Annotated in this window: 14 protein-coding genes; 11 read left to right on the forward strand and 3 right to left on the reverse strand. The window is 54.6% G+C overall.

Annotated features, from left to right (window positions below):
* Window positions 1-20: 20 nt before the first annotated feature.
* Complete coding sequence (locus AC2A1E_RS01545; protein ID WP_484382426.1) at window positions 21-1,352, reverse strand: vWA domain-containing protein; 1,332 nt, start codon at window positions 1,350-1,352, stop codon at window positions 21-23.
* A 240-nt stretch (window positions 1,353-1,592) separates the two neighbouring features.
* Here AC2A1E_RS01545 and tadA point away from each other — a divergent pair, with 240 nt between their 5' ends.
* Window positions 1,593-2,099: a tRNA adenosine(34) deaminase TadA gene (gene tadA, locus AC2A1E_RS01550; protein ID WP_459401679.1), complete on the forward strand. Its 507-nt coding sequence runs from the start codon at window positions 1,593-1,595 to the stop codon at window positions 2,097-2,099.
* Here tadA and mltF read toward each other — a convergent pair whose 3' ends face one another.
* Complete coding sequence (gene mltF, locus AC2A1E_RS01555) at window positions 2,100-3,560, reverse strand: membrane-bound lytic murein transglycosylase MltF (protein WP_484382260.1); 1,461 nt, start codon at window positions 3,558-3,560, stop codon at window positions 2,100-2,102.
* A gap of 276 nt (window positions 3,561-3,836) precedes the next feature.
* Here mltF and purL point away from each other — a divergent pair, with 276 nt between their 5' ends.
* From purL to AC2A1E_RS01590, 7 genes are all read left to right on the forward strand, one after another.
* Window positions 3,837-7,730, forward strand: coding sequence for a phosphoribosylformylglycinamidine synthase (gene purL, locus AC2A1E_RS01560; RefSeq protein ID WP_484382427.1), 3,894 nt, complete (start codon window positions 3,837-3,839; stop codon window positions 7,728-7,730).
* 874 nt (window positions 7,731-8,604) lie between these two features.
* Window positions 8,605-10,041, forward strand: a complete 1,437-nt coding sequence (locus tag AC2A1E_RS01565; protein ID WP_459401681.1) for a sensor histidine kinase — start codon at window positions 8,605-8,607, stop codon at window positions 10,039-10,041.
* 3 nt (window positions 10,042-10,044) lie between these two features.
* A complete protein-coding gene (gene qseG / locus AC2A1E_RS01570; protein WP_484382261.1) occupies window positions 10,045-10,926 on the forward strand; it encodes a two-component system QseEF-associated lipoprotein QseG in 882 nt (293 codons plus the stop codon).
* A gap of 5 nt (window positions 10,927-10,931) precedes the next feature.
* A complete protein-coding gene (gene glrR / locus AC2A1E_RS01575) occupies window positions 10,932-12,269 on the forward strand; it encodes a two-component system response regulator GlrR (RefSeq protein WP_459401683.1) in 1,338 nt (445 codons plus the stop codon).
* 241 nt (window positions 12,270-12,510) lie between these two features.
* The gene (locus AC2A1E_RS01580; protein ID WP_484382262.1) at window positions 12,511-14,133 is read left to right on the forward strand and encodes an NAD+ synthase; all 1,623 of its coding nucleotides are present in this window, start codon (window positions 12,511-12,513) and stop codon (window positions 14,131-14,133) included.
* Window positions 14,134-14,146: 13 nt separating this feature from the next.
* Window positions 14,147-14,485 (forward strand): nitrogen regulatory protein P-II, encoded by a 339-nt coding sequence (glnB, locus tag AC2A1E_RS01585; RefSeq protein WP_004847623.1) that lies wholly within the window; start codon window positions 14,147-14,149, stop codon window positions 14,483-14,485.
* A gap of 124 nt (window positions 14,486-14,609) precedes the next feature.
* On the forward strand, window positions 14,610-15,227 hold the full coding sequence (locus tag AC2A1E_RS01590) for a Fic/DOC family protein (protein WP_484382263.1): 618 nt from the start codon (window positions 14,610-14,612) through the stop codon (window positions 15,225-15,227).
* Here the strand turns inward: AC2A1E_RS01590 and AC2A1E_RS01595 are convergent.
* Entirely contained in the window at window positions 15,224-15,394 is a 171-nt protein-coding gene (locus AC2A1E_RS01595) for a hypothetical protein (protein ID WP_473188158.1), read from the reverse strand. The genes AC2A1E_RS01590 and AC2A1E_RS01595 overlap by 4 nt on opposite strands.
* 201 nt (window positions 15,395-15,595) lie before the next feature.
* Between AC2A1E_RS01595 and AC2A1E_RS01600 the strand changes: the two genes are divergently transcribed.
* From AC2A1E_RS01600 to ydcS, 3 genes are all read left to right on the forward strand, one after another.
* The gene (locus tag AC2A1E_RS01600; RefSeq protein ID WP_484382264.1) at window positions 15,596-16,519 is read left to right on the forward strand and encodes a LysR substrate-binding domain-containing protein; all 924 of its coding nucleotides are present in this window, start codon (window positions 15,596-15,598) and stop codon (window positions 16,517-16,519) included.
* A 110-nt stretch (window positions 16,520-16,629) separates the two neighbouring features.
* Window positions 16,630-18,093: a gamma-aminobutyraldehyde dehydrogenase gene (locus AC2A1E_RS01605; RefSeq protein WP_484382265.1), complete on the forward strand. Its 1,464-nt coding sequence runs from the start codon at window positions 16,630-16,632 to the stop codon at window positions 18,091-18,093.
* A 56-nt stretch (window positions 18,094-18,149) separates the two neighbouring features.
* Window positions 18,150-19,295: a putative ABC transporter substrate-binding protein YdcS gene (gene ydcS / locus AC2A1E_RS01610; RefSeq protein WP_484382267.1), complete on the forward strand. Its 1,146-nt coding sequence runs from the start codon at window positions 18,150-18,152 to the stop codon at window positions 19,293-19,295.
* Window positions 19,296-19,453 lie beyond the last annotated feature (158 nt).

A 19,453-nucleotide genomic window follows, 5' to 3' on the forward strand; every position in this document is an offset into this window, starting at 1 on the left:
ACTCAGCGCGGAGTTGACCTTTACTTCTGCTGTTGTTTGACGTTGTAGTTCTGCTCTTTGAGTGCCTTACGGTAGGTGGCGGCTTCTTTACTGTCAATGTCCTCTGCCAGCTTGCGTTGTTTCTCCGTGCTCTCCCTCACCTTTTTCTCCGCAACCGGGCTGGAGAACGACAGGCCGCCGAGTTTGGTCGCGTTAGATTCCAGCACTTTCTTTGCTTCATCTTTGCGGCCCGCATCGATTAGCCGGATAGCTTCGTCGTTGGCCAGCGCCGTTTTCTGAATCTCTGATTCGGCCAGCACCTCCTGCTGTACGGCATCGCTGACCTTCGCCGCGGAACGGCTGTAGCTGACGGTGACCCGTTCGTTGACACGATCCTGCTGCTTACTGCTGAGATTCAGGTAGCTGACGCTGACATCGGCCAGCTCTTTTTGCTGATTGTCGACGCCCTTTTCTGGAATCACCTCCAGCAGGACGTATTTTTCCTGATTGGAATAGAGCTGATTCAGCTTAACGTTAACCACATTGCCGGAAATTTCACCATCACGCCCAAGCAAGCGTACCGGTTTTACGCGATCGTTGGTCTTGATCTGGACGATAACGTCCTGCGCCACTACTGACATGACGTCCTGAAACTCTCTAGTAAAAGCGGTTTCCAGATCGGCCGAGTTTGCGACAAAGGCGTGGTTGCCGTCGCTGTAACCGGCGATAGCGGTCATTAAATCTTCGTTATAGTCGTCGCCCAGCCCGATGGTGGTGATGGCGATCCCTTTCTTGGCCGCGATGCGGGCCAGATCGGCCAGTTCGCTGATGGAGGTTGGGCCGGTGTTCGCCTGGCCATCAGAGAGCAGAATGATACGGTTTACCTGCTCGTGACTCAGGTGTTTATCCACCTGACCAATACCTTTGCTGACACCGGCAAACAGCGCGGTCATGCCTCGTGGGTGAATATGCTGCTGAATGCGGGCGATCAGCGCGGGTTTGTTGCTGACCTTGGTGGCGGGGATGATCACTTCGGCGCTGTTATCGTAAGCCACCACCGACAGCGTGTCCGTTGGATTAAGCATATTCACCGCGAGAATCGCCGCTTCTCTGGCTTTTTCGATCCGATCACCGCTCATCGAGGTGGATCGGTCAATCACCAGCGCCAGGTTGATCGGGCTGCGGCGTTGGCTGTCAAGGTTGAAACCGGTTAGGGAGATCTTCAGATAGTTTTTATCTTCACTGTTCACCAGCATCACCGGGGCGGCGAGCTCTGACTTGACGCTGACCACGGGGGATGCCGTTTTTGCCAGGCCGAACAGCGGGAACAGAGTGAGAGTTAATAGGATTGCTGCCTGTTTTATTTTCACGATAGTGCCTCTTATGCAGGACTCTGGGAGTAGTGCAGCGATTATTCACCTTATCATGGGCTGAGTTGTCTGTTCGCTGTATAAAGTTGTCAAAATTTTGTAAAACAGCGACTTATTGCAGGGGCGAGCTTCTGTGAACACACCCCAAACGGGCCACAGACCGATTTGTTGCAGTGCTGCTGCGATAAAAGGGGGCTACTGTGTATAATGCCCGCCGCAAAAAAGCGCACGAGGATTGATGTAATGAATGAATATAATGACGAATACTGGATGCGGCAGGCGTTGAGCCTGGCCCTGCGTGCGCAGGAAGAGGGTGAAGTGCCGGTGGGGGCGCTACTGGTGCTGGATAATCAGGTGATTGGCGAAGGTTGGAACCGGCCGATTGGCCGCCATGATCCTACCGCTCATGCGGAGATCATGGCGCTGCGCCAAGGGGGCACGGTCTTGCAAAATTATCGCCTGCTGAACGCCACACTCTACGTCACGCTGGAACCCTGCGTGATGTGTGCCGGAGCGATGATCCATAGCCGCATCCGCCGCCTGGTGTACGGTGCGGCGGATGAGAAAACCGGTGCTGCCGGTTCGCTGGTGGACATCCTGCGCCATCCGGGTATGAATCATCAGGTCGAGATCGTGGCGGGCGTGTTGGCAGAAGAGTGCGCCGCGACGCTCAGCAACTTCTTCCGTTGGCGCCGTGAACAGAAAAAAGCGCTGAAGCAGGCGCTGCGTAGCGAGAAAGATCCAGAATAATCAGTAGTTCAGCGCCAGTTTTGCTTCTACCGCCGGATAACCTTGCGCCAGTTCAGTCTGTTTCATGGCTTCCTGCGCCGCCTTCTTCTCTTTTTCCTGTAGATAGCCCACCAGGCTGACCTGATAGCGGCGGATATTTTCCACGTAGTTATAGGCTTCATGACCACGGGCATAGCCATAGGTCAGTAAGGGGGAATAGCGTTTCTGGCTGAGCATTGGCAGACGCTGTTTGACATCCACCCAACGATCGGGGTTGCCCTGCTGGCTTTTGGTCAGTTTGCGGGCATCCAGCATATGACCCCAACCCATGTTATAGGCCGCCAGAGCGAACCAGATACGTTCGTCTTCCGGTACGCTGTCCGGCACTTTTGCCATCAGGCGTTGCAGATAAAGAGCGCCACCCTGAATACTCTCTTCCGGATCAAGCCGATCATTGACGCCTAAGCCATCGGCGGTGGCGCGTGTCAGCATCATCAGCCCGCGCACGCCGGTCGGGGAGGTGGCCTGCGGGTTCCAGTGGGATTCCTGATAGGCAATGGCTGCCAGCAACTTCCAGTCGATCTCATTGGCATGCTTTTCAAACAATGAACGGAAGTTAGGCAGCACTGAGTCGATCGCCGACAGGAAGGTTCTGGTATCGACGTAATCGAAGCTACCCACATGACCAAGGTATTTTTCTTCGAGCCGCGCCAGCGTACCGTCCTCCACTTTTTGGCTGTAAAAATCCAGCAGTGCGGCATACAGGCTGTTATCGCTGCTGCGTTTCAGGTACCAGGTCACCGGTTCTTCATCGGTCACGTCAAACGCCACCGCCAGTTGTGGGTGAATACGCTGTAGCAGAGCAATGGTGACGGAATCACCAATGGTGTAATCAAGCTTGCCATCGGCGACCTGTTCCAGCAGTTCCTTGGAGGTGAGATCGCTCGAGGCTTCCCAACTCAGGGTGGGGTATTTATTCTGCTTGAGCTGTTTTAGCGTGCTGACGTGCGCCGAGCCTGAAGCTACCGCCAGCTTGCCTTTCATATCGGCAAAGGTTTTTGGCCGCGAAGTACCGAGCCGGTAAACCACTTGCTGGGAAACCGAGTAGTAGGCCGGGCCGGTGCTGGCGCGGCTGAGACGATCCGGATTGTAGATCAGACCTGCGGCCAGCAGATCGGCGTTATCATCATCCAGATCGTCAAACAGATCGTTGATATTCTGGTGTGGGATCACCACCAGTTTCACTCCCAGATAGTTGGCGAAGCTTTTTGCCAGTTCATAGTCAAGGCCACTCGGCCCCTGCTTGGTGGTGAAATAGGTTAATGGCGAATTCAACGTACTGATCCGCAGCTCTCCCCGTGATTTGATCGCTTCGAGTTGGCCACCCAAGCCACCGCGCCAAGCAATATTGGGCCACAGGGCGAGTGCCAGAAGCAAGGTGACAACACCGATTAGAATGTAATTTATTTTTATTCGTTTCAAATAGTTATCTCAAATAAATGCACGCTTTCAGTTAGCTGGATTACGGGATTTATCATGGTTAAATCACCAGTGTTGGGGGCATTTTGCGTAACTAAACGTCAGCGTGCAACTTTATTGACACGTTATGGTAAATCGATAGCGGAAAGCGCTTTTATCAATAATAGCTACGCAAACGGTTTCGTCGGCGGCGCGGATTCTCTATAATGGCGCGCGTTTTCCCCTGTTGCGCCCAATGAAGTACTGAAGTTCAGTTGCTTCGAAGACGAGAGAACTTTGATTATGGAAATATTGCGTGGTTCGCCCGCTTTGTCGGCTTTTCGTATTGCCAAACTGCTGTCCCGCTGCCAGGACGCTCAACTCCCGGTCAGTGATATCTACGCCGAATACGTCCACTTTGCCGATGTTAGCGCACCGCTAAGTGCTGAAGAACATGCCAAGCTTCAGCGGTTGCTCAAGTATGGCCCCTCTCTCGCTGAACATGCCCCGGAAGGCCGCCTGCTGCTGGTCACGCCGCGTCCAGGCACCATTTCCCCCTGGTCTTCCAAAGCCACCGACATTGCGCACAACTGTGGCCTGGCCCAGGTGATTCGCCTTGAGCGTGGTTTGGCATTTTATGTCACCGCGCCTGCGCTTGATGAAACCCAGTGGCAGACACTGGCTGCGTTGCTGCACGATCGCATGATGGAAACCGTCTTCAGCGAGTTGCAGCAGGCAGAAAAACTGTTTTCTCATCACCAACCCGCCCCTTATCAGACGGTCGACATGCTGGGCCAAGGCCGCAGCGCACTGGAGCAGGCCAACGCGAAGCTCGGCCTGGCGCTGGCACAGGACGAGATTGACTACCTGCTGAATGCGTTTACCGGTTTGGGGCGCAACCCAACGGATATCGAGCTGTATATGTTCGCGCAGGCTAACTCCGAACATTGCCGCCACAAGATTTTCAACGCCGATTGGATCATCGACGGCGAGCAGCAACCTAAATCGCTCTTCAAAATGATCAAAAACACCTTCGAACAGACGCCGGACTACGTGCTTTCAGCCTATAAAGACAACGCCGCCGTGATGGAAGGTTCGCAGGTGGGCCGCTTCTTTGCTGCGCCGGAAAACGGCCTCTATGACTATCATCAGGAAGAGGCACATATCCTGATGAAAGTAGAAACTCATAACCACCCGACGGCGATCTCGCCGTGGCCGGGTGCCGCTACCGGTTCCGGTGGCGAGATCCGTGATGAAGGGGCTACCGGCCGCGGCGCGAAGCCGAAAGCCGGTCTGGTGGGCTTCTCGGTTTCCAACCTGCGTATCCCTGGTTTTGAACAGCCATGGGAGCAGGATTTTGGTAAGCCGGATCGCATCGTCACCGCGCTGGATATCATGACCGACGGCCCATTGGGGGGCGCTGCGTTCAATAACGAATTTGGTCGCCCGGCGCTGGTGGGTTACTTCCGTACTTATGAAGAACGCGTCAATAGCCACAACGGTGTTGAACTGCGCGGTTACCACAAGCCGATCATGCTGGCGGGCGGTCTGGGTAACATCCGTGCCGATCACGTGCAGAAGGGCGAAATCACCGTGGGTGCCAAACTGGTGGTGTTGGGTGGCCCGGCGATGAATATCGGTTTAGGCGGCGGTGCAGCCTCTTCTATGGCATCTGGTCAGTCTGATGCCGATCTGGACTTTGCTTCGGTACAACGTGACAACCCGGAAATGGAACGCCGTTGCCAGGAAGTGATCGATCGCTGCTGGCAGTTGGGCGATCACAACCCGATCCTGTTTATCCACGATGTGGGTGCCGGTGGTTTGTCGAATGCGATGCCAGAGCTGGTGAGCGACGGTGGTCGCGGTGGCCGTTTTGAACTGCGTGACATCCTCAATGATGAACCGGGCATGAGCCCGCTCGAAGTGTGGTGTAACGAATCGCAGGAGCGTTATGTGCTGGCGGTGGCTCCTGAACAGATGGCGCAGTTCGATGCCATTTGCCGCCGCGAGCGTGCGCCCTATGCGGTGATTGGTGAAGCCACAGAAGAGTTGCACCTGACGCTCAACGATCGTCACTTCGACAATCAGCCGATTGATATGCCACTGGACGTGTTGCTGGGTAAAACGCCAAAAATGACGCGCGACGTTCAGCGCCAGCAGGCGCAAGGTGAAGCTCTGCAACGCGCAGAGATCACCCTTGCCGAGGCGGTGAAACGCGTGCTGCATCTGCCCGCCGTGGCGGAGAAAACCTTCCTGATCACCATTGGCGACCGCACCGTAACCGGTATGGTGGCGCGCGATCAGATGGTTGGCCCATGGCAGATCCCGGTGGCCGACTGTGCGGTCACTACCGCCAGCCTGGACAGTTACTACGGTGAAGCGATGTCGATTGGCGAACGTGCGCCAGTGGCATTGCTGGATTTTGCCGCCTCAGCCCGTTTGGCCGTGGGGGAAGCGCTAACCAACCTGGCGGCGACCGAAATCGGTTCGCTGAAGCGCGTGAAGCTTTCTGCCAACTGGATGGCGGCAGCGGGTCACCCGGGTGAAGATGCTGGCCTGTATGCAGCGGTAAAAGCCGTGGGTGAAGAGCTTTGCCCGGCGTTAGGCATCACCATTCCGGTGGGTAAAGATTCGATGTCGATGAAAACCCGCTGGCAGGAAGGTAATGAACAACGCGAGATGACCTCACCGCTTTCGCTGGTGATCACCGCGTTTGCCCGTGTTGAAGATGTGCGCCACACCGTGACGCCGCAACTGCGTACGGATAAAGGCGATACCGCGCTGTTGCTGATCGACTTGGGTAATGGTCACAACGCGTTGGGGGCGACGGCATTGGCACAGGTTTATCGCCAACTGGGTGACAAACCTGCCGATGTACGCAACGTTGAGCAATTGGCCGGTTTCTTCAATGCGATGCAGCGACTGGTGGCAGATCGCGCACTGCTGGCTTATCACGATCGTTCCGACGGTGGCCTGCTGATTACGCTGGCAGAAATGGCCTTTGCTGGGCACTGCGGTGTGAATGTTGATATCCAGGCGTTGGGTGATGACGTGCTGGCTGCCCTGTTCAACGAAGAACTCGGCGCAGTCATTCAGGTTAGTACCGCGCAGTTGGCCGCCGTGCAGCAGGTGTTTGCCGAGCAGGGCTTGACCGACAACGTACATCTTATTGGCAGCGCGCAGAGCGGCGATCGCTTTGAGATCGCCTGCGCAGGCAAACCGGTGTATAGCGAAAGCCGCAATACGCTGCGCACCTGGTGGGCTGAAACCACCTGGCAGATGCAGCGCCTGCGTGATAACCCAGAGTGTGCCGATCAGGAACATCAGGCCAAGCAGGACGATCGCGATCCGGGTCTGAACGTTAAGCTGACCTTCGCACCGGATGAAGACATTGCTGCTCCTTACATTGCCAAGGGCGCACGTCCGAAAGTGGCGGTGTTGCGTGAACAGGGCGTCAACTCCCACGTTGAGATGGCGGCTGCGTTCCACCGGGCCGGTTTCGACGCGGTTGATGTGCATATGAGCGATCTACTGGCAGGGCGTCGCGATCTGCGGGAGTTCCACACGCTGGTTGCCTGCGGTGGTTTCTCGTACGGTGACGTGCTGGGCGCCGGTGAAGGTTGGGCGAAATCGATTCTGTTCAACGATCGCGTACGCGATGAGTTTGCCGAGTTCTTCCATCGGCCACAAACCTTGGCATTGGGTGTTTGCAACGGTTGCCAGATGATGTCCAACCTGCGTGAACTGATCCCAGGGGCTGAGCACTGGCCGCGCTTTGTGCGTAACCTGTCGGATCGCTTTGAAGCCCGTTTCAGCCTGGTAGAAGTGGCTGCCGGTCCATCGCTGTTTATGCAGGGAATGGCCGGTTCACGTATGCCGATCGCGGTTTCTCATGGCGAAGGCCATGTGGAAGTGCGCGACGCGGCACATCTGGCGGCGCTGGAACATCATGGCCTGGTGGCTCTGCGCTTTGTGGATAATGCCGGTCAGGTGACCGAGGCTTACCCGGCGAACCCGAACGGTTCACCGAACGGCATCACCGCAGTGACCAGCAACGATGGACGCGCCACCGTTATGATGCCGCACCCAGAACGAGTATTCCGCACTGTCAGCAACTCCTGGCACCCGGAAGGGTGGGGGGAAGATAGCCCATGGATGCGCATGTTCCGCAACGCGCGTAAACAACTGGGCTGATTGACTCTGTTCGCTTGAGGCTTAATTGGCTGGGGCGCAAAATATTGCGCCCTTTTTATTGTCTTATATTTTAATGGGTTACGGGTGGTGTCGGTTTTTTGCGACAAACGTCATCTTGGGTGTCTCTAAAAAGAGACATATAACGTGTTGATTTTATTGATGAGTAATTTTACAGGGATAAGTTGTCGGTATTTGGCGACGGTACGATGGATTATAACTCATAAGGTATAACCCAGATTGGTAGGTTTAAATGGGTTTAAAATAAATTAATCAATAAAATCAATTAATTAATAAATTAATTTAAAACTTGGCACGAGTAGTGCATTATATCATTCAGTTGCTCATTCAACTTTTTATGACGGCCCCGTATTTAGACGGAATTCTGCCTCATAAGCCTCCGAATGATGCCAAAGAAATGGTGCCTATCGTCCAACTAAACCGATAACAGACGCGTAAGCGGCTTTATCAAGCATCGGACGACACGTTGAGTGAGGCACCGCCTTGTATCCAACTGTGATGATGTGTTCATCAATTCCGGATACTTAAGGATGCTATTCGTCCTATTCGATGCCAGCCTTGTGCTACATCACCCTGGGGACGAGGTGTAAGGGCATCCACACATCTTATTGCGATGGGGCATTTTTGCCCCAGCGTCAATATCAAAACCGCATTCGCGCTGTTGTTATATTGTCTTACTCCTTCTGGCAAAACACCTCAATCTCTTTTCCATTCTGCTTTCCGGTATTCAACGCGAGAACAGGCTTTCTTGTGCGCTAAACGACCCTCTTTGCGTGCCAGATCGCGGATTCTCCTTCATCGGGCTTTTTTCTCCCCGTCGAGTCAGTTAGCATCAAGGCAGACTAGAGATAATGAGATGATTTCTTTGAAAAGATGGCGTTTATTCCCACGCTCGCTGCGTCAATTGGTGCTGATGGCGTTTCTATTGGTGCTGTTACCGTTGCTGGTACTGGCTTATCAAGCCTACCAGAGCCTGGATCATCTCAGTGCGCAGGCGGCAGATATCAACCGCACCACGCTGGTGGATGCCAGGCGCAGTGAAGCAATGACCAGCATGGCGCTGGAAATGGAGCGCAGCTATCGCCAGTACTGCGTGCTGGTCGATCCTACGCTGGAGCGGCTTTACCAGAATCAGCGCAAACAATATTCACAGATGCTGGACTCCCATGCGCCGATCCTGCCAGATGAGCGTTACTACCAGACACTGCGCGATCTGCTCACTCAGCTTGCCACCATCAAATGCCAGAGCAGCGGCCCCGATAAGGATTCTTCGCTGTTGCTGGAGTCGTTCTCGCGTTCCAACGCAGAAATGGTTCAGGCCACGCGCAGCGTGATCTTTTCCCGTGGTCAGCAGTTGCAACAGGCGATCGCCGAACGCGGTCAATTTTTCGGCTGGCAGGCGCTGTTGCTGTTTCTGGTTAGCGTGATACTGGTGGTGCTGTTTACCCGCATGATTATCGGGCCGGTCAAGGCGGTTGAGCGTATGATTAACCGTTTGGGAGAAGGGCGGCCAATCGGTATGACTGCCTCGTTCAAGGGCCCGCGTGAACTGCGATCGCTAGCGCAACGGATTATCTGGCTGAGTGAGCGCCTGGCATGGCTGGAGTCGCAGCGGCATGAGTTCCTACGCCATATTTCCCATGAGCTGAAAACGCCGCTGGCCAGTATGCGGGAAGGGACCGAACTGCTGGCGGATGAAGTGGCGGGCCCGCTGACCCCCGATCAAAAAGAAGTGGTGGCGATCCTCGATCAAAGCAGCCGCCACCTGCAACAACTGATTGAGCAATTGCTGGATTACAACCGCAAACTGGCCGATGGCCCGTCAGAACATGAGAATGTCGAGCTGGAAGAATTGGTCGATATGGTCGTCGCTGCCCACAGTTTGCCTGCTCGGGCTAAAATGATTCGCACCGAGGTGAAGCTTGATGCGGAAATCTGCTGGGCACAACCTACGCTATTAATGCGCGTACTGGATAATCTCTACTCCAATGCGGTGCACTACGGCGAGGAATCCGGTAACATTTGGATCCGCAGTCGCCAAGTTGGTCAACGGGTGCAGATTGACGTCGCTAATAGCGGTACGCCGATCCCCGAAACGGAACATACCATGATATTTGAGCCTTTTTTCCAAGGTAGTCACCAGCGAAAAGGGGCGGTAAAAGGAAGCGGGCTGGGGCTGAGCATTGCTCAGGACTGTATCCGCCGTATGCGCGGAGAGCTGAAACTGGTCAACGTCGCTGACGCTGATGTCTGTTTCCGAATTGAATTGCCATTAACCGCCGAGAATGAATAAATAATGTACACATGGTCTAAACGCGCCTCTTTACCGCAGACCGAAGGTTCACCACGTGTTTCTCAACGTGCACCGCTCGGCAAGCGCCCACTCTCTTTTCTGGGCCCGATGCTTTTGGCCCCGTTTCTGCTGACCGGTTGTGTTGAACGTGCCGCCAGTACTGATTTGGCCCAGCAGCAGCAGGAGTCCATTCCAGACATTAAAGTCGTGGATTACCGCATTGCACCTTGTGAAACCCTGCTGCCGCTTGATGAAAAAGAGGTGTTGGAAAACCCTCTCTACTGGCTGCGAGTGATGGATTGTGCCGAGCGTATCGGTTCCACTCAGGCTCGTGCATTGGTAAAAACCCTGCCGGGCAGCAACTGGCAAGGCGTTTTCAAACAAAGCATTCTGCTGGGTAGCGCTGAACCGACCTCGGCTGAACGCCGCCAGATTATCGAGCGCCTGAACAGTTATCGTCTTGATTTTCCAAACTCATTACGCCCACTGTTGCAGCTATGGCGCCAGCAGCAGGCCTTGCAGGTCTCACTGTTTGACGAGCGGGCTCGCTATCAGCACCTGCAGGAAAGCTCAGACAACCAGATAGACTTGCTTCGCCAAAACCAGGCTCATTTGCAGAACCAATTGCAGGAAACGTCACGCAAGCTGGAGAATCTGACCGATATCGAACGCCAGCTCTCTTCGCGTAAGCAAATGCAGGGTGAAATCCCGGAAAACAGCGCAGCACAGCCAAAAGCGGATGCTGCCAGCAAGGGGGCGGCGACAGCGCCAGTGCCGGCCAAAGCTAAAGCCAAAGAGGCTGAGCCTGAGGTAGAAAAAGGGACTGCTGTGCCAGTAGAACCGGAAGAAACCGACGCACCGCCACCTGTTCATAAGGAACCTTAAGCGCAATGACAGCTCGCAAACCGGCCAATCTTCTGTTGGTTGACGACGATCCCAGCCTGCTCAAGTTGCTGGGGATGCGCCTGACAAGCGAGGGTTTTCACGTTACTACTGCCGCAAGCGGTCAAGAGGCCCTGCGCCTGCTGGCACGTGAAAAGATCGACCTGGTCATCAGCGATTTACGGATGGATGAAATGGACGGCATGGCGCTGTTCGCTGAAATCCAGAAGTATCAGCCGGGTATGCCGGTGATCATTCTTACCGCTCACGGTTCGATCCCGGATGCGGTTGCTGCCACCCAGCAAGGGGTATTCAGTTTCCTGACCAAGCCGGTCGATCGCGATGCACTGTATAAAGCTATCGATGATGCGCTGTCGTTGTCGATACCGGCCGGTGATGAAAGCTGGCGTGAAGACTTTGTGACCCGCAGCCCAATCATGCTGCGCCTGCTGGAGCAGGCCAAGATGGTGGCGCAGTCGGACGTCAGCGTGCTGATCAACGGCCAGAGTGGTACCGGTAAGGAAGTGCTGGCGCAGGCGATTCACGGTGCCAGCCCGCGAGCGAAAAAGGCCTTTATTGCCATTAACTGCGGTGCGTTGCCCGAGCAACTGCTGGAGTCCGAGCTGTTTGGGCACGCCAAAGGCGCATTTACCGGTGCGGTGAGCAGCCGTGAGGGGTTGTTCCAGGCCGCAGCAGGTGGGACGCTGTTCCTGGACGAGATTGGTGATATGCCGCTTTCGCTACAGGTGAAGCTGTTGCGCGTTCTGCAGGAGCGCAAGGTGCGCCCGCTGGGCAGCAACCGCGATCTGGACATCGACGTGCGTATCATTTCCGCGACCCACCGTGATTTACCCAAGGCGATGGCGAAAAACGAGTTCCGCGAAGATCTCTACTACCGCCTGAACGTTGTCAACCTGAAGATCCCGGCGCTGAATGAGCGGGCGGAAGATATCCCGCTGCTGGCCAATCATTTGCTGCGCGAGTCGGCTCTGCGCCATAAGCCTTTTGTGCGTAGCTTCTCCTCCGATGCGATGAAACGCCTGATGACCGCCAGTTGGCCGGGCAATGTGCGCCAGTTGGTGAACGTGATCGAGCAGTGCGTGGCGCTGACCACGGCTCCGGTGATCAGCGAAGCGCTGGTAGAGCAGGCCCTGGAAGGGGAAAACACCGCGTTGCCGACCTTTGTCGAGGCACGTAACCAGTTTGAATTACACTATTTACGTAAGCTGTTGCAGATCACCAAGGGTAACGTCACCCAGGCCGCGCGCATGGCGGGCCGTAACCGTACTGAGTTCTATAAATTGTTGTCGCGCCACGAACTGGACGCCAACGATTTCAAAGAATGATGTTTTCTTTCATCAACCTGCCTAGTGCAGGTTCTCAACAAACAAGCCGGAAGGGTATAAACTCCGTTTGAGGTTAATGACAAAGAGTTTTTGAGCCCGAGATACCCGGGCCTAGCGTACCGAGGGGCGCTCCGGCGGCTTACGCCGCTACGACCCCATCGGCACGCTCTCCCTAACAACGGGTTTTGTCAGCAGTCTGAAACTCCTTTTCCTTTGTTGTGGCATGGCAGACTAGAGAGATATGAGCAGATCACTTTCCATTGCGTTGGCCCAGCTGAATTTGCTGGTGGGCGATATTGAAGGCAACACGGAACGCATGTTGCAAACCGTGCAAGAGCAGCAGAAGGCGGGAGCCGATCTGGTCATGTTCACCGAACTGGCACTGTCGGGGTATCCGCCGGAAGACCTGCTGTACCGTGACGATTTTTATCAGCGCTGTGATACCCAGTTGAGCCGCTTGCAACAGGCATCGGCCCATGTGGCGATCCTGGTAGGCCACCCGTGGCGTGAAGGCGATAAACTGTATAACGCCCTGTCGCTGTTTTCCGCGGGGCAGTTGCTGGCGCGTTACTTCAAACAGCAACTGCCGAACTACGGTGTGTTCGACGAAAAACGCTACTTCCATGCAGGAGATAAAAGCTGCGTGGTGGATCTGAAAGGCTATCGTCTGGGGCTGTTGATTTGTGAAGATCTGTGGTTCCCGGAACCGGTGGATGCGGCAAAAGCGGCTGGGGCGGAAATTCTGCTGTCGATCAATGCCTCGCCGTATAACCGTGAAAAACCTTATATCCGTAAAACCCTGATGGCGGGCCACTGCCAGCGTACGGGCCTGCCATTGGTGTATCTCAATCAGATCGGCGGGCAGGATGAGCTGATTTTTGATGGCTGCTCAAAAGTGTTTGATGCCGCAGGCAATATGACCCATCGCCTAGCGGCGTTTGCTGAGCAGGTCACGCAGTTAGAATTCAACGGGCTGCAAGTGGTACCGATGACCGCCCCGGCGGCGGAGCTGCCGCAGTTGGCGCAGGTGTATGAAGCACTGGTGCTGGCGGTACGCGACTATGTGACCAAAAATGGTTTCAAAGGCGCGGTGCTGGGCCTGTCCGGCGGTATCGACTCGGCGTTGACGCTGGCGATTGCCGTTGATGCATTGGGTAAAGACAAAGTTCAGGCGTTAATGATGCCGTTCCGCTACACGGCGGATATCAGCATTGCCGATGCTAAAGAAGAAGCCGAAATCCTCGGCATCGAGTTTGATATTGTTTCTATTGAGCCGATGTTTGATGCCTTTATGGGCCAGTTGTCACCGATGTTTGTTGGCACCGAGCGCGACACCACCGAAGAAAACCTACAGGCGCGCTGCCGTGGTGTGGTGCTGATGGCATTGTCTAACAAACGCCGCAGCATCGTGTTAACCACGGGTAACAAAAGCGAGATGGCTGTGGGTTATGCCACGCTGTATGGTGATATGGCGGGTGGCTTTGACGTGTTGAAAGACGTCCCAAAAACGCTGGTGTTTAAACTGTCTGAGTACCGTAATACCGTCTCTTACGTGATCCCGCAGCGGGTGATCGATCGTCCACCGTCTGCCGAATTGGCCCCGGATCAGCTCGATCAGGACAGCCTGCCGCCGTACGACATTCTGGATGCCATTCTGGAAGGCTACGTTGAGCGCGATAAATCCGTCGCCGATCTGGTGGCCGAAGGTTTTGAAGAGGCCATCGTGCGTAAGGTGATTCGCCTGGTGGATATCAACGAATACAAGCGCCGTCAGGCTGCCGTTGGGCCGCGCATTACCGCCCGTAGTTTTGGTAAAGACCGCCGCTACCCGATCACCTCCGGTTTTGGCCGTAAAAATTGGTAATTAAGGAATAAAGATGAAAAAAATCGACGCTATTATCAAACCGTTCAAACTGGATGACGTGCGTGAAGCGCTGGCTGAAGTTGGGATCACCGGGATGACTGTCACTGAAGTTAAAGGCTTTGGCCGTCAGAAAGGCCATACCGAGCTGTACCGGGGTGCAGAATATATGGTCGACTTCCTGCCGAAGGTCAAAATCGAAATCGTCGTGGCTGACGATATCGTGGATACCTGCGTAGAAACCATTATGCAAACCGCACAGACCGGCAAAATCGGTGACGGTAAGATCTTTGTCTTCGACGTAGCGCGAGTGGTGCGTATTCGTACCGGCGAGCAAGACGAAGAAGCGATTTGATCTGTTCGGTCTTGAGTAGACTGATGCCATAGGGGCGTAGCATTGCTGCGCCTTTATTGATTCTGGCCTGATGAACATTATCCGTTCTTACCCTCGATGGTCGCAATCGCAAATCGGAACTCCAATGAGCAGATACGACGTTTCAAGCAGTGAAGGAAAGTATGCTGAAGACTCTGCTGAGCAAGTCTTGTCAAATAGGCTGGGGATTTCTACCCTTGATGAAATCGATGGCGCTGAATTGGTCCTGTTGGAGAAGCTTTATCAAGCTGTTTTTGAAGAGCAATTTCCTCAGGGGCCAATCACTTTTTCAATGATAAAAGATTGGCACCGCCGCTGGCTGGCAAATATCTATAAATGGGCTGGACAAGAGCGAACAGTGAATATCAGTAAAGGTGGCTTTATGTTTGCGCCTTCTACACAGTTGCCAAAGCTATTGAGTGAATTCGAAACAAAGTATCTCGCTAGATATACGCCATGCTCAGGAATGAACAAAGAAGGAGTTATAGAGGCAATTGCGGTTATCCACGTAGAGTTGATACTGATCCACCCGTTCAGAGAAGGTAATGGGCGTTTATCACGGCTTCTAGCTGATGTAATGGCTGTTCAAGGAGGATTCAAACCTTTGGATTACCAAAGTTGGGAGCAAAACAAAACTCATTACATATCAGCCATTCATGCAGGAATGGGCATGGACTATGAACCGATGAAGTATTGGGTCAGCAGAGCGCTAGAAAATGATTAAATCCCCAGGCGAAGATGAGCAAATTTTTCACGTTGAATTTTGAGAGAGGCTTCAATTTTATCCGATGATTGACCTGTTTCGATGGCTGTGGAAGTCACCACAGAACGAACAATCTGTTCACGGGAAGGTTTGATATAAGATACCACCGTTTTTTTAGCACTATTCATCACTATCCCATCAGTATATCCAGTCACCAGAACACATTATAAGTTAAAACTGATGCAGATGTGCCGGTATTTTGGGCCTATCTATGGATCTATCTATCATGCTAAAAAAGCGAACGCCATCGCGTTTTGCACACTTTTCCCGATAGCTCTCTGGTAAGCACCTACACTCAAAACAACCGTTTTGACCGAGGTTTCTTTGCCATGATGACGTTACGCCAAATCCGCCATTTTATTGCTGTGGCAGAAACTGGCTCAATCTCTGCTGCCGCGCAGGCGGTGTTTGTCTCACAATCTTCGTTAACCTTGGCGATCCAGCAATTGGAAACCGAGATTGGCGTCCGGCTGTTCGAGCGCCACGCCAAAGGGATGAACCTCACGCATCAAGGCCATCAGTTTCTGCGCCAGTCCTATCTGATCCTCGCCACGGTTGATAATGCCAAGCGCAGCCTGCAACTGGGCACCGAAAGCCTGACCGGCAAGCTGACCATCGGCGTTACCAGCCTGGTGGCGGGCTATTTTCTGGTGGAATTGCTCAAGCGTTTTAAATCAGCCTATCCCAACGTGACGATCCAGGTAATTGAGGACGAGCGGCCCTATATCGAACACTTGCTGGTGAGCGGTGAGATAGATATCGGGGTGCTGATCCTGTCTAACATCGAAGACCGTGATGCATTGCAAACCGAAGTGCTGATGCATTCGCCGTATCGCCTATGGCTGCCGCCGCTGCATCCGTTGCTGGAGCACGAAAGCATCGGTTTAGCCGACGTGGCAAAACAGCCGCTGATCCAGCTGAACGTGGATGAAATGGATGTGCATGCCCGGCGGATTTGGGGGCGTGCGGGCCTTAAACCAGAGATTGCGATGAAGACTGCCTCCACCGAAGCGGTGCGCAGCCTGGTGGCGGCAGGAATGGGGATTGCCATTCTGCCGGATATGGCTTATCGCGCCTGGTCGCTGGAGGGCAATATGATCGAGGCGCGCAAACTGGTGGATCTGCTGGAGCCATTGGATATCGGCCTGGCATGGCGGCGGGGCAGCGCCCGGCCGGAATTGGTAACGCCGTTCCTCACCATTGCGCGTGAGAACAGCAAGATGAATGTGGCTGGCCTAAAGCATTCGATTTAGTCGAACGCTGCCTTCGGTATTTAGTATTTGTTGTCCGCAGCGTGCTCGCCTAGGCTGATAAAACCAAATAATCACATTTGATTAACGTTTTTGTCACAAGGCGATCCGTAATGGCAGATGTACACCTCGTTTCAGGTTTGTCCTGTCAGCAGTTCATTAATGGCCAGTCGGTGGAAGGCGAAGGCCATTATGAGCAGATTGTTAATCCTGCCAACGGCGAAACGCTGGTTTCTATCGCCGAGGCTTCGGTTACCCAGGTTAATAATGCTGTTGCCGCTGCGCAGCAGGCTTTTTCCCACTGGTCACGCACCACGCCCGCTTTTCGCGCGGCTATCTTGCTGCGTATCGCCGATGCCATTGAGCAGCAGGCTGAACGCTTGGCACGGCTCGAAGCGCTCAACTGCGGTAAACCCTTCCATCAGGCGTTGAAGGACGATCTGCCCGCGGCTGTCGACGTATTCCGCTTCTTCGCCGGGGCGGTACGTACTCAGCAAGGGCAACTGGCCGGTGAATATATTGCAGGCCACACCTCAATGATCCGCCGCGATCCGCTTGGGGTGGTGGCTTCTATCGCACCCTGGAATTACCCGCTGATGATGGCGGCCTGGAAGATTGCTCCGGCGCTGGCCGCAGGTAATACCGTGGTATTCAAACCTTCCGAACATACGCCGCTGACGATATTGGCGTTGGTGCCTGCCTTGCAGGAGATCCTGCCGCCGGGCGTGCTGAACATTGTTTATGGCGGTGGTGAAGGGGTGGGAAGTCATCTGGTGGGGCATCCGCAGGTGCGGCTGGTTTCCGTCACCGGCGATATCGTCACCGGGCAAAAGATCATGCAGGCTGCGGCAAAAAACGTGAAACGCACTCATCTGGAATTGGGCGGTAAAGCCCCGGTGATCGTCTGCGATGATGCCGATCTGGACGAGGTTGTCAGCAGCATCCGCACCTTTGGCTATTACAACGCCGGGCAAGATTGCACCGCTGCCTGCCGGATCTATGCGCAGGCGGGTATTTACCAGAAACTGGTCGATGCCTTGGGCGAAGCGGTCGCCAACCTGCGTTTCGCCCGCAAGCGCGATGAAGACAACGAGATCGGCCCGCTGATCAGCAGCCGCCAGCGCGATCGCGTGGCCAGCTTTGTCGAACGCGCTCTCAGCCAGCCGCATATCGAACTGATTACCGGTGCAGCAGCCCATTCCGGCCCCGGTTTCTACTATCAACCCACCTTACTGGCGGGTTGCCTGCAAACCGACGAAATCGTCCAGCGTGAAGTATTTGGCCCGGTGGTCAGCGTAACGCGCTTCGACACGCTGGAGCAGGCGGTGAGCTGGGCAAACGACTCCGAATACGGTCTGGCTTCTTCGGTCTGGACGCAGAACATCGATCGCGCGCTGCACATCGCCGCGCATTTGCAGTACGGCAGCACCTGGATCAACACCCACTTTACCCTGGCGAGCGAGATGCCCCATGGCGGCCTGAAGCGCTCCGGCTACGGTAAGGATCTCTCCAGCGATTCATTACAGGATTACAGCGTTGTCAGGCATGTGATGGCGAAATTCAAATCCACTTTCTAGCCAGTCACATTATAAAAATCAGCCACATTCAGATACGCAACACAGGGGTAATTACGATGGGAAAAACAACCGCAGTCACCACACTTTCCGCGCTCTGTATCACCGTTGTTTGCGGCATGGCGCAGGCCGCCGATCAGCCGCTTGGCAAAGGCGAAGGGCGGCTGGATATCATTGCCTGGCCCGGTTATATCGAACGCGGCCAGTCGGACAAAAATTACGATTGGGTAACCCAGTTCGAGAAACAAACCGGCTGTGCGGTGAACGTGAAAACCGCCGCCACCTCCGATGAGATGGTCAGCCTGATGGCCAAGGGCGGCTATGATCTGGTGACCGCCTCCGGCGATGCGTCATTGCGTCTGATCTACGGCAAACGTGTGCAGCCGATCAATCCTGCTTTGATCCCTAACTGGAAGAATATCGACCCACGTCTGCTGAACGGGCCTTGGTATACCGTGGCGGGCAAAACTTATGGCACGCCTTATCAGTGGGGGCCAAACCTGCTGATGTACAACAGCAAAACCTTCCCGACGCCGCCAGACAGTTGGGCGGTGGTCTTCCAGCAGCAAAATCTGCCCGATGGCAAAACCAACCAGGGCCGGGTGCAGGCCTATGATGGCCCGATTTATATCGCCGATGCGGCGCTATTCCTGAAAGCGACCCAGCCGCAGTTAGGCATCACCGATCCCTACCAATTAAACGAAGAACAGTATCAGGCGGTACTCACGCTGTTACGTAGCCAGCACGCGCTGATCCACCGTTATTGGCACGATACCTCGGTACAGATGAGCGATTTCAAGAACGAAGGGGTTGTGGCCTCTGGCGCTTGGCCGTATCAGGCTAATGCTTTGAAAGGTGAAGGCCAGCCGATTGCTACCGTTTTCCCGAAAGAGGGCGTCACCGGTTGGGCGGATACCACTATGCTGCACGCAGAGGCCAAGCACCCAAGCTGTGCCTATCAGTGGATGAACTGGTCGCTGGAGCCAAAAGTGCAGGGGGATGTTGCCGCCTGGTTCGGTTCACTGCCAGCGGTGCCGGCAGGCTGTAAAGCCAGCACCCTGCTCGGTGACAAAGGCTGCGAAACCAACGGCTTCAACCAGTTCGACAAGATCGCTTTCTGGAAAACACCGCAATCAGAGGGTGGCAAGTTTGTCCCCTACAGCCGTTGGACGCAGGACTATATCGCCATTATGGGCGGCAGATAAAAGTTAACTCATTAGGCTACTGCGCTTGGCATCTTGGGATTGGGCAGTGCTCGGCCTCCTCACGTACTACGTGTACGCTCCGGGGCCTGCGCGCTGTCCGCACCCAACCTGCCTACGCTCGCTACGCCTACTGAATCAACTTTAATGAGCTAGGAGTA

It is taken from the genome of Serratia sp. HNCC26DJ206 (genome assembly GCF_057180605.1).

Bases quoted from the DNA above. Each gene is read 5' to 3' on its own strand.
- AC2A1E_RS01600 (WP_484382264.1), top strand. From the start codon at position 15,596: ATGATGACGTTACGCCAAATCCGCCATTTTATTGCTGTGGCAGAAACT.
- glnB (WP_004847623.1), top strand. From the start codon at position 14,147: ATGAAAAAAATCGACGCTATTATCAAACCGTTCAAACTGGATGACGTG.
- glrR (WP_459401683.1), top strand. From the start codon at position 10,932: ATGACAGCTCGCAAACCGGCCAATCTTCTGTTGGTTGACGACGATCCC.
- AC2A1E_RS01590 (WP_484382263.1), top strand. From the start codon at position 14,610: ATGAGCAGATACGACGTTTCAAGCAGTGAAGGAAAGTATGCTGAAGAC.
- AC2A1E_RS01605 (WP_484382265.1), top strand. From the start codon at position 16,630: ATGGCAGATGTACACCTCGTTTCAGGTTTGTCCTGTCAGCAGTTCATT.
- tadA (WP_459401679.1), top strand. From the start codon at position 1,593: ATGAATGAATATAATGACGAATACTGGATGCGGCAGGCGTTGAGCCTG.
- qseG (WP_484382261.1), top strand. From the start codon at position 10,045: ATGTACACATGGTCTAAACGCGCCTCTTTACCGCAGACCGAAGGTTCA.
- AC2A1E_RS01580 (WP_484382262.1), top strand. From the start codon at position 12,511: ATGAGCAGATCACTTTCCATTGCGTTGGCCCAGCTGAATTTGCTGGTG.
- AC2A1E_RS01595 (WP_473188158.1), bottom strand. From the start codon at position 15,394: ATGAATAGTGCTAAAAAAACGGTGGTATCTTATATCAAACCTTCCCGT.
- AC2A1E_RS01565 (WP_459401681.1), top strand. From the start codon at position 8,605: ATGATTTCTTTGAAAAGATGGCGTTTATTCCCACGCTCGCTGCGTCAA.
- ydcS (WP_484382267.1), top strand. From the start codon at position 18,150: ATGGGAAAAACAACCGCAGTCACCACACTTTCCGCGCTCTGTATCACC.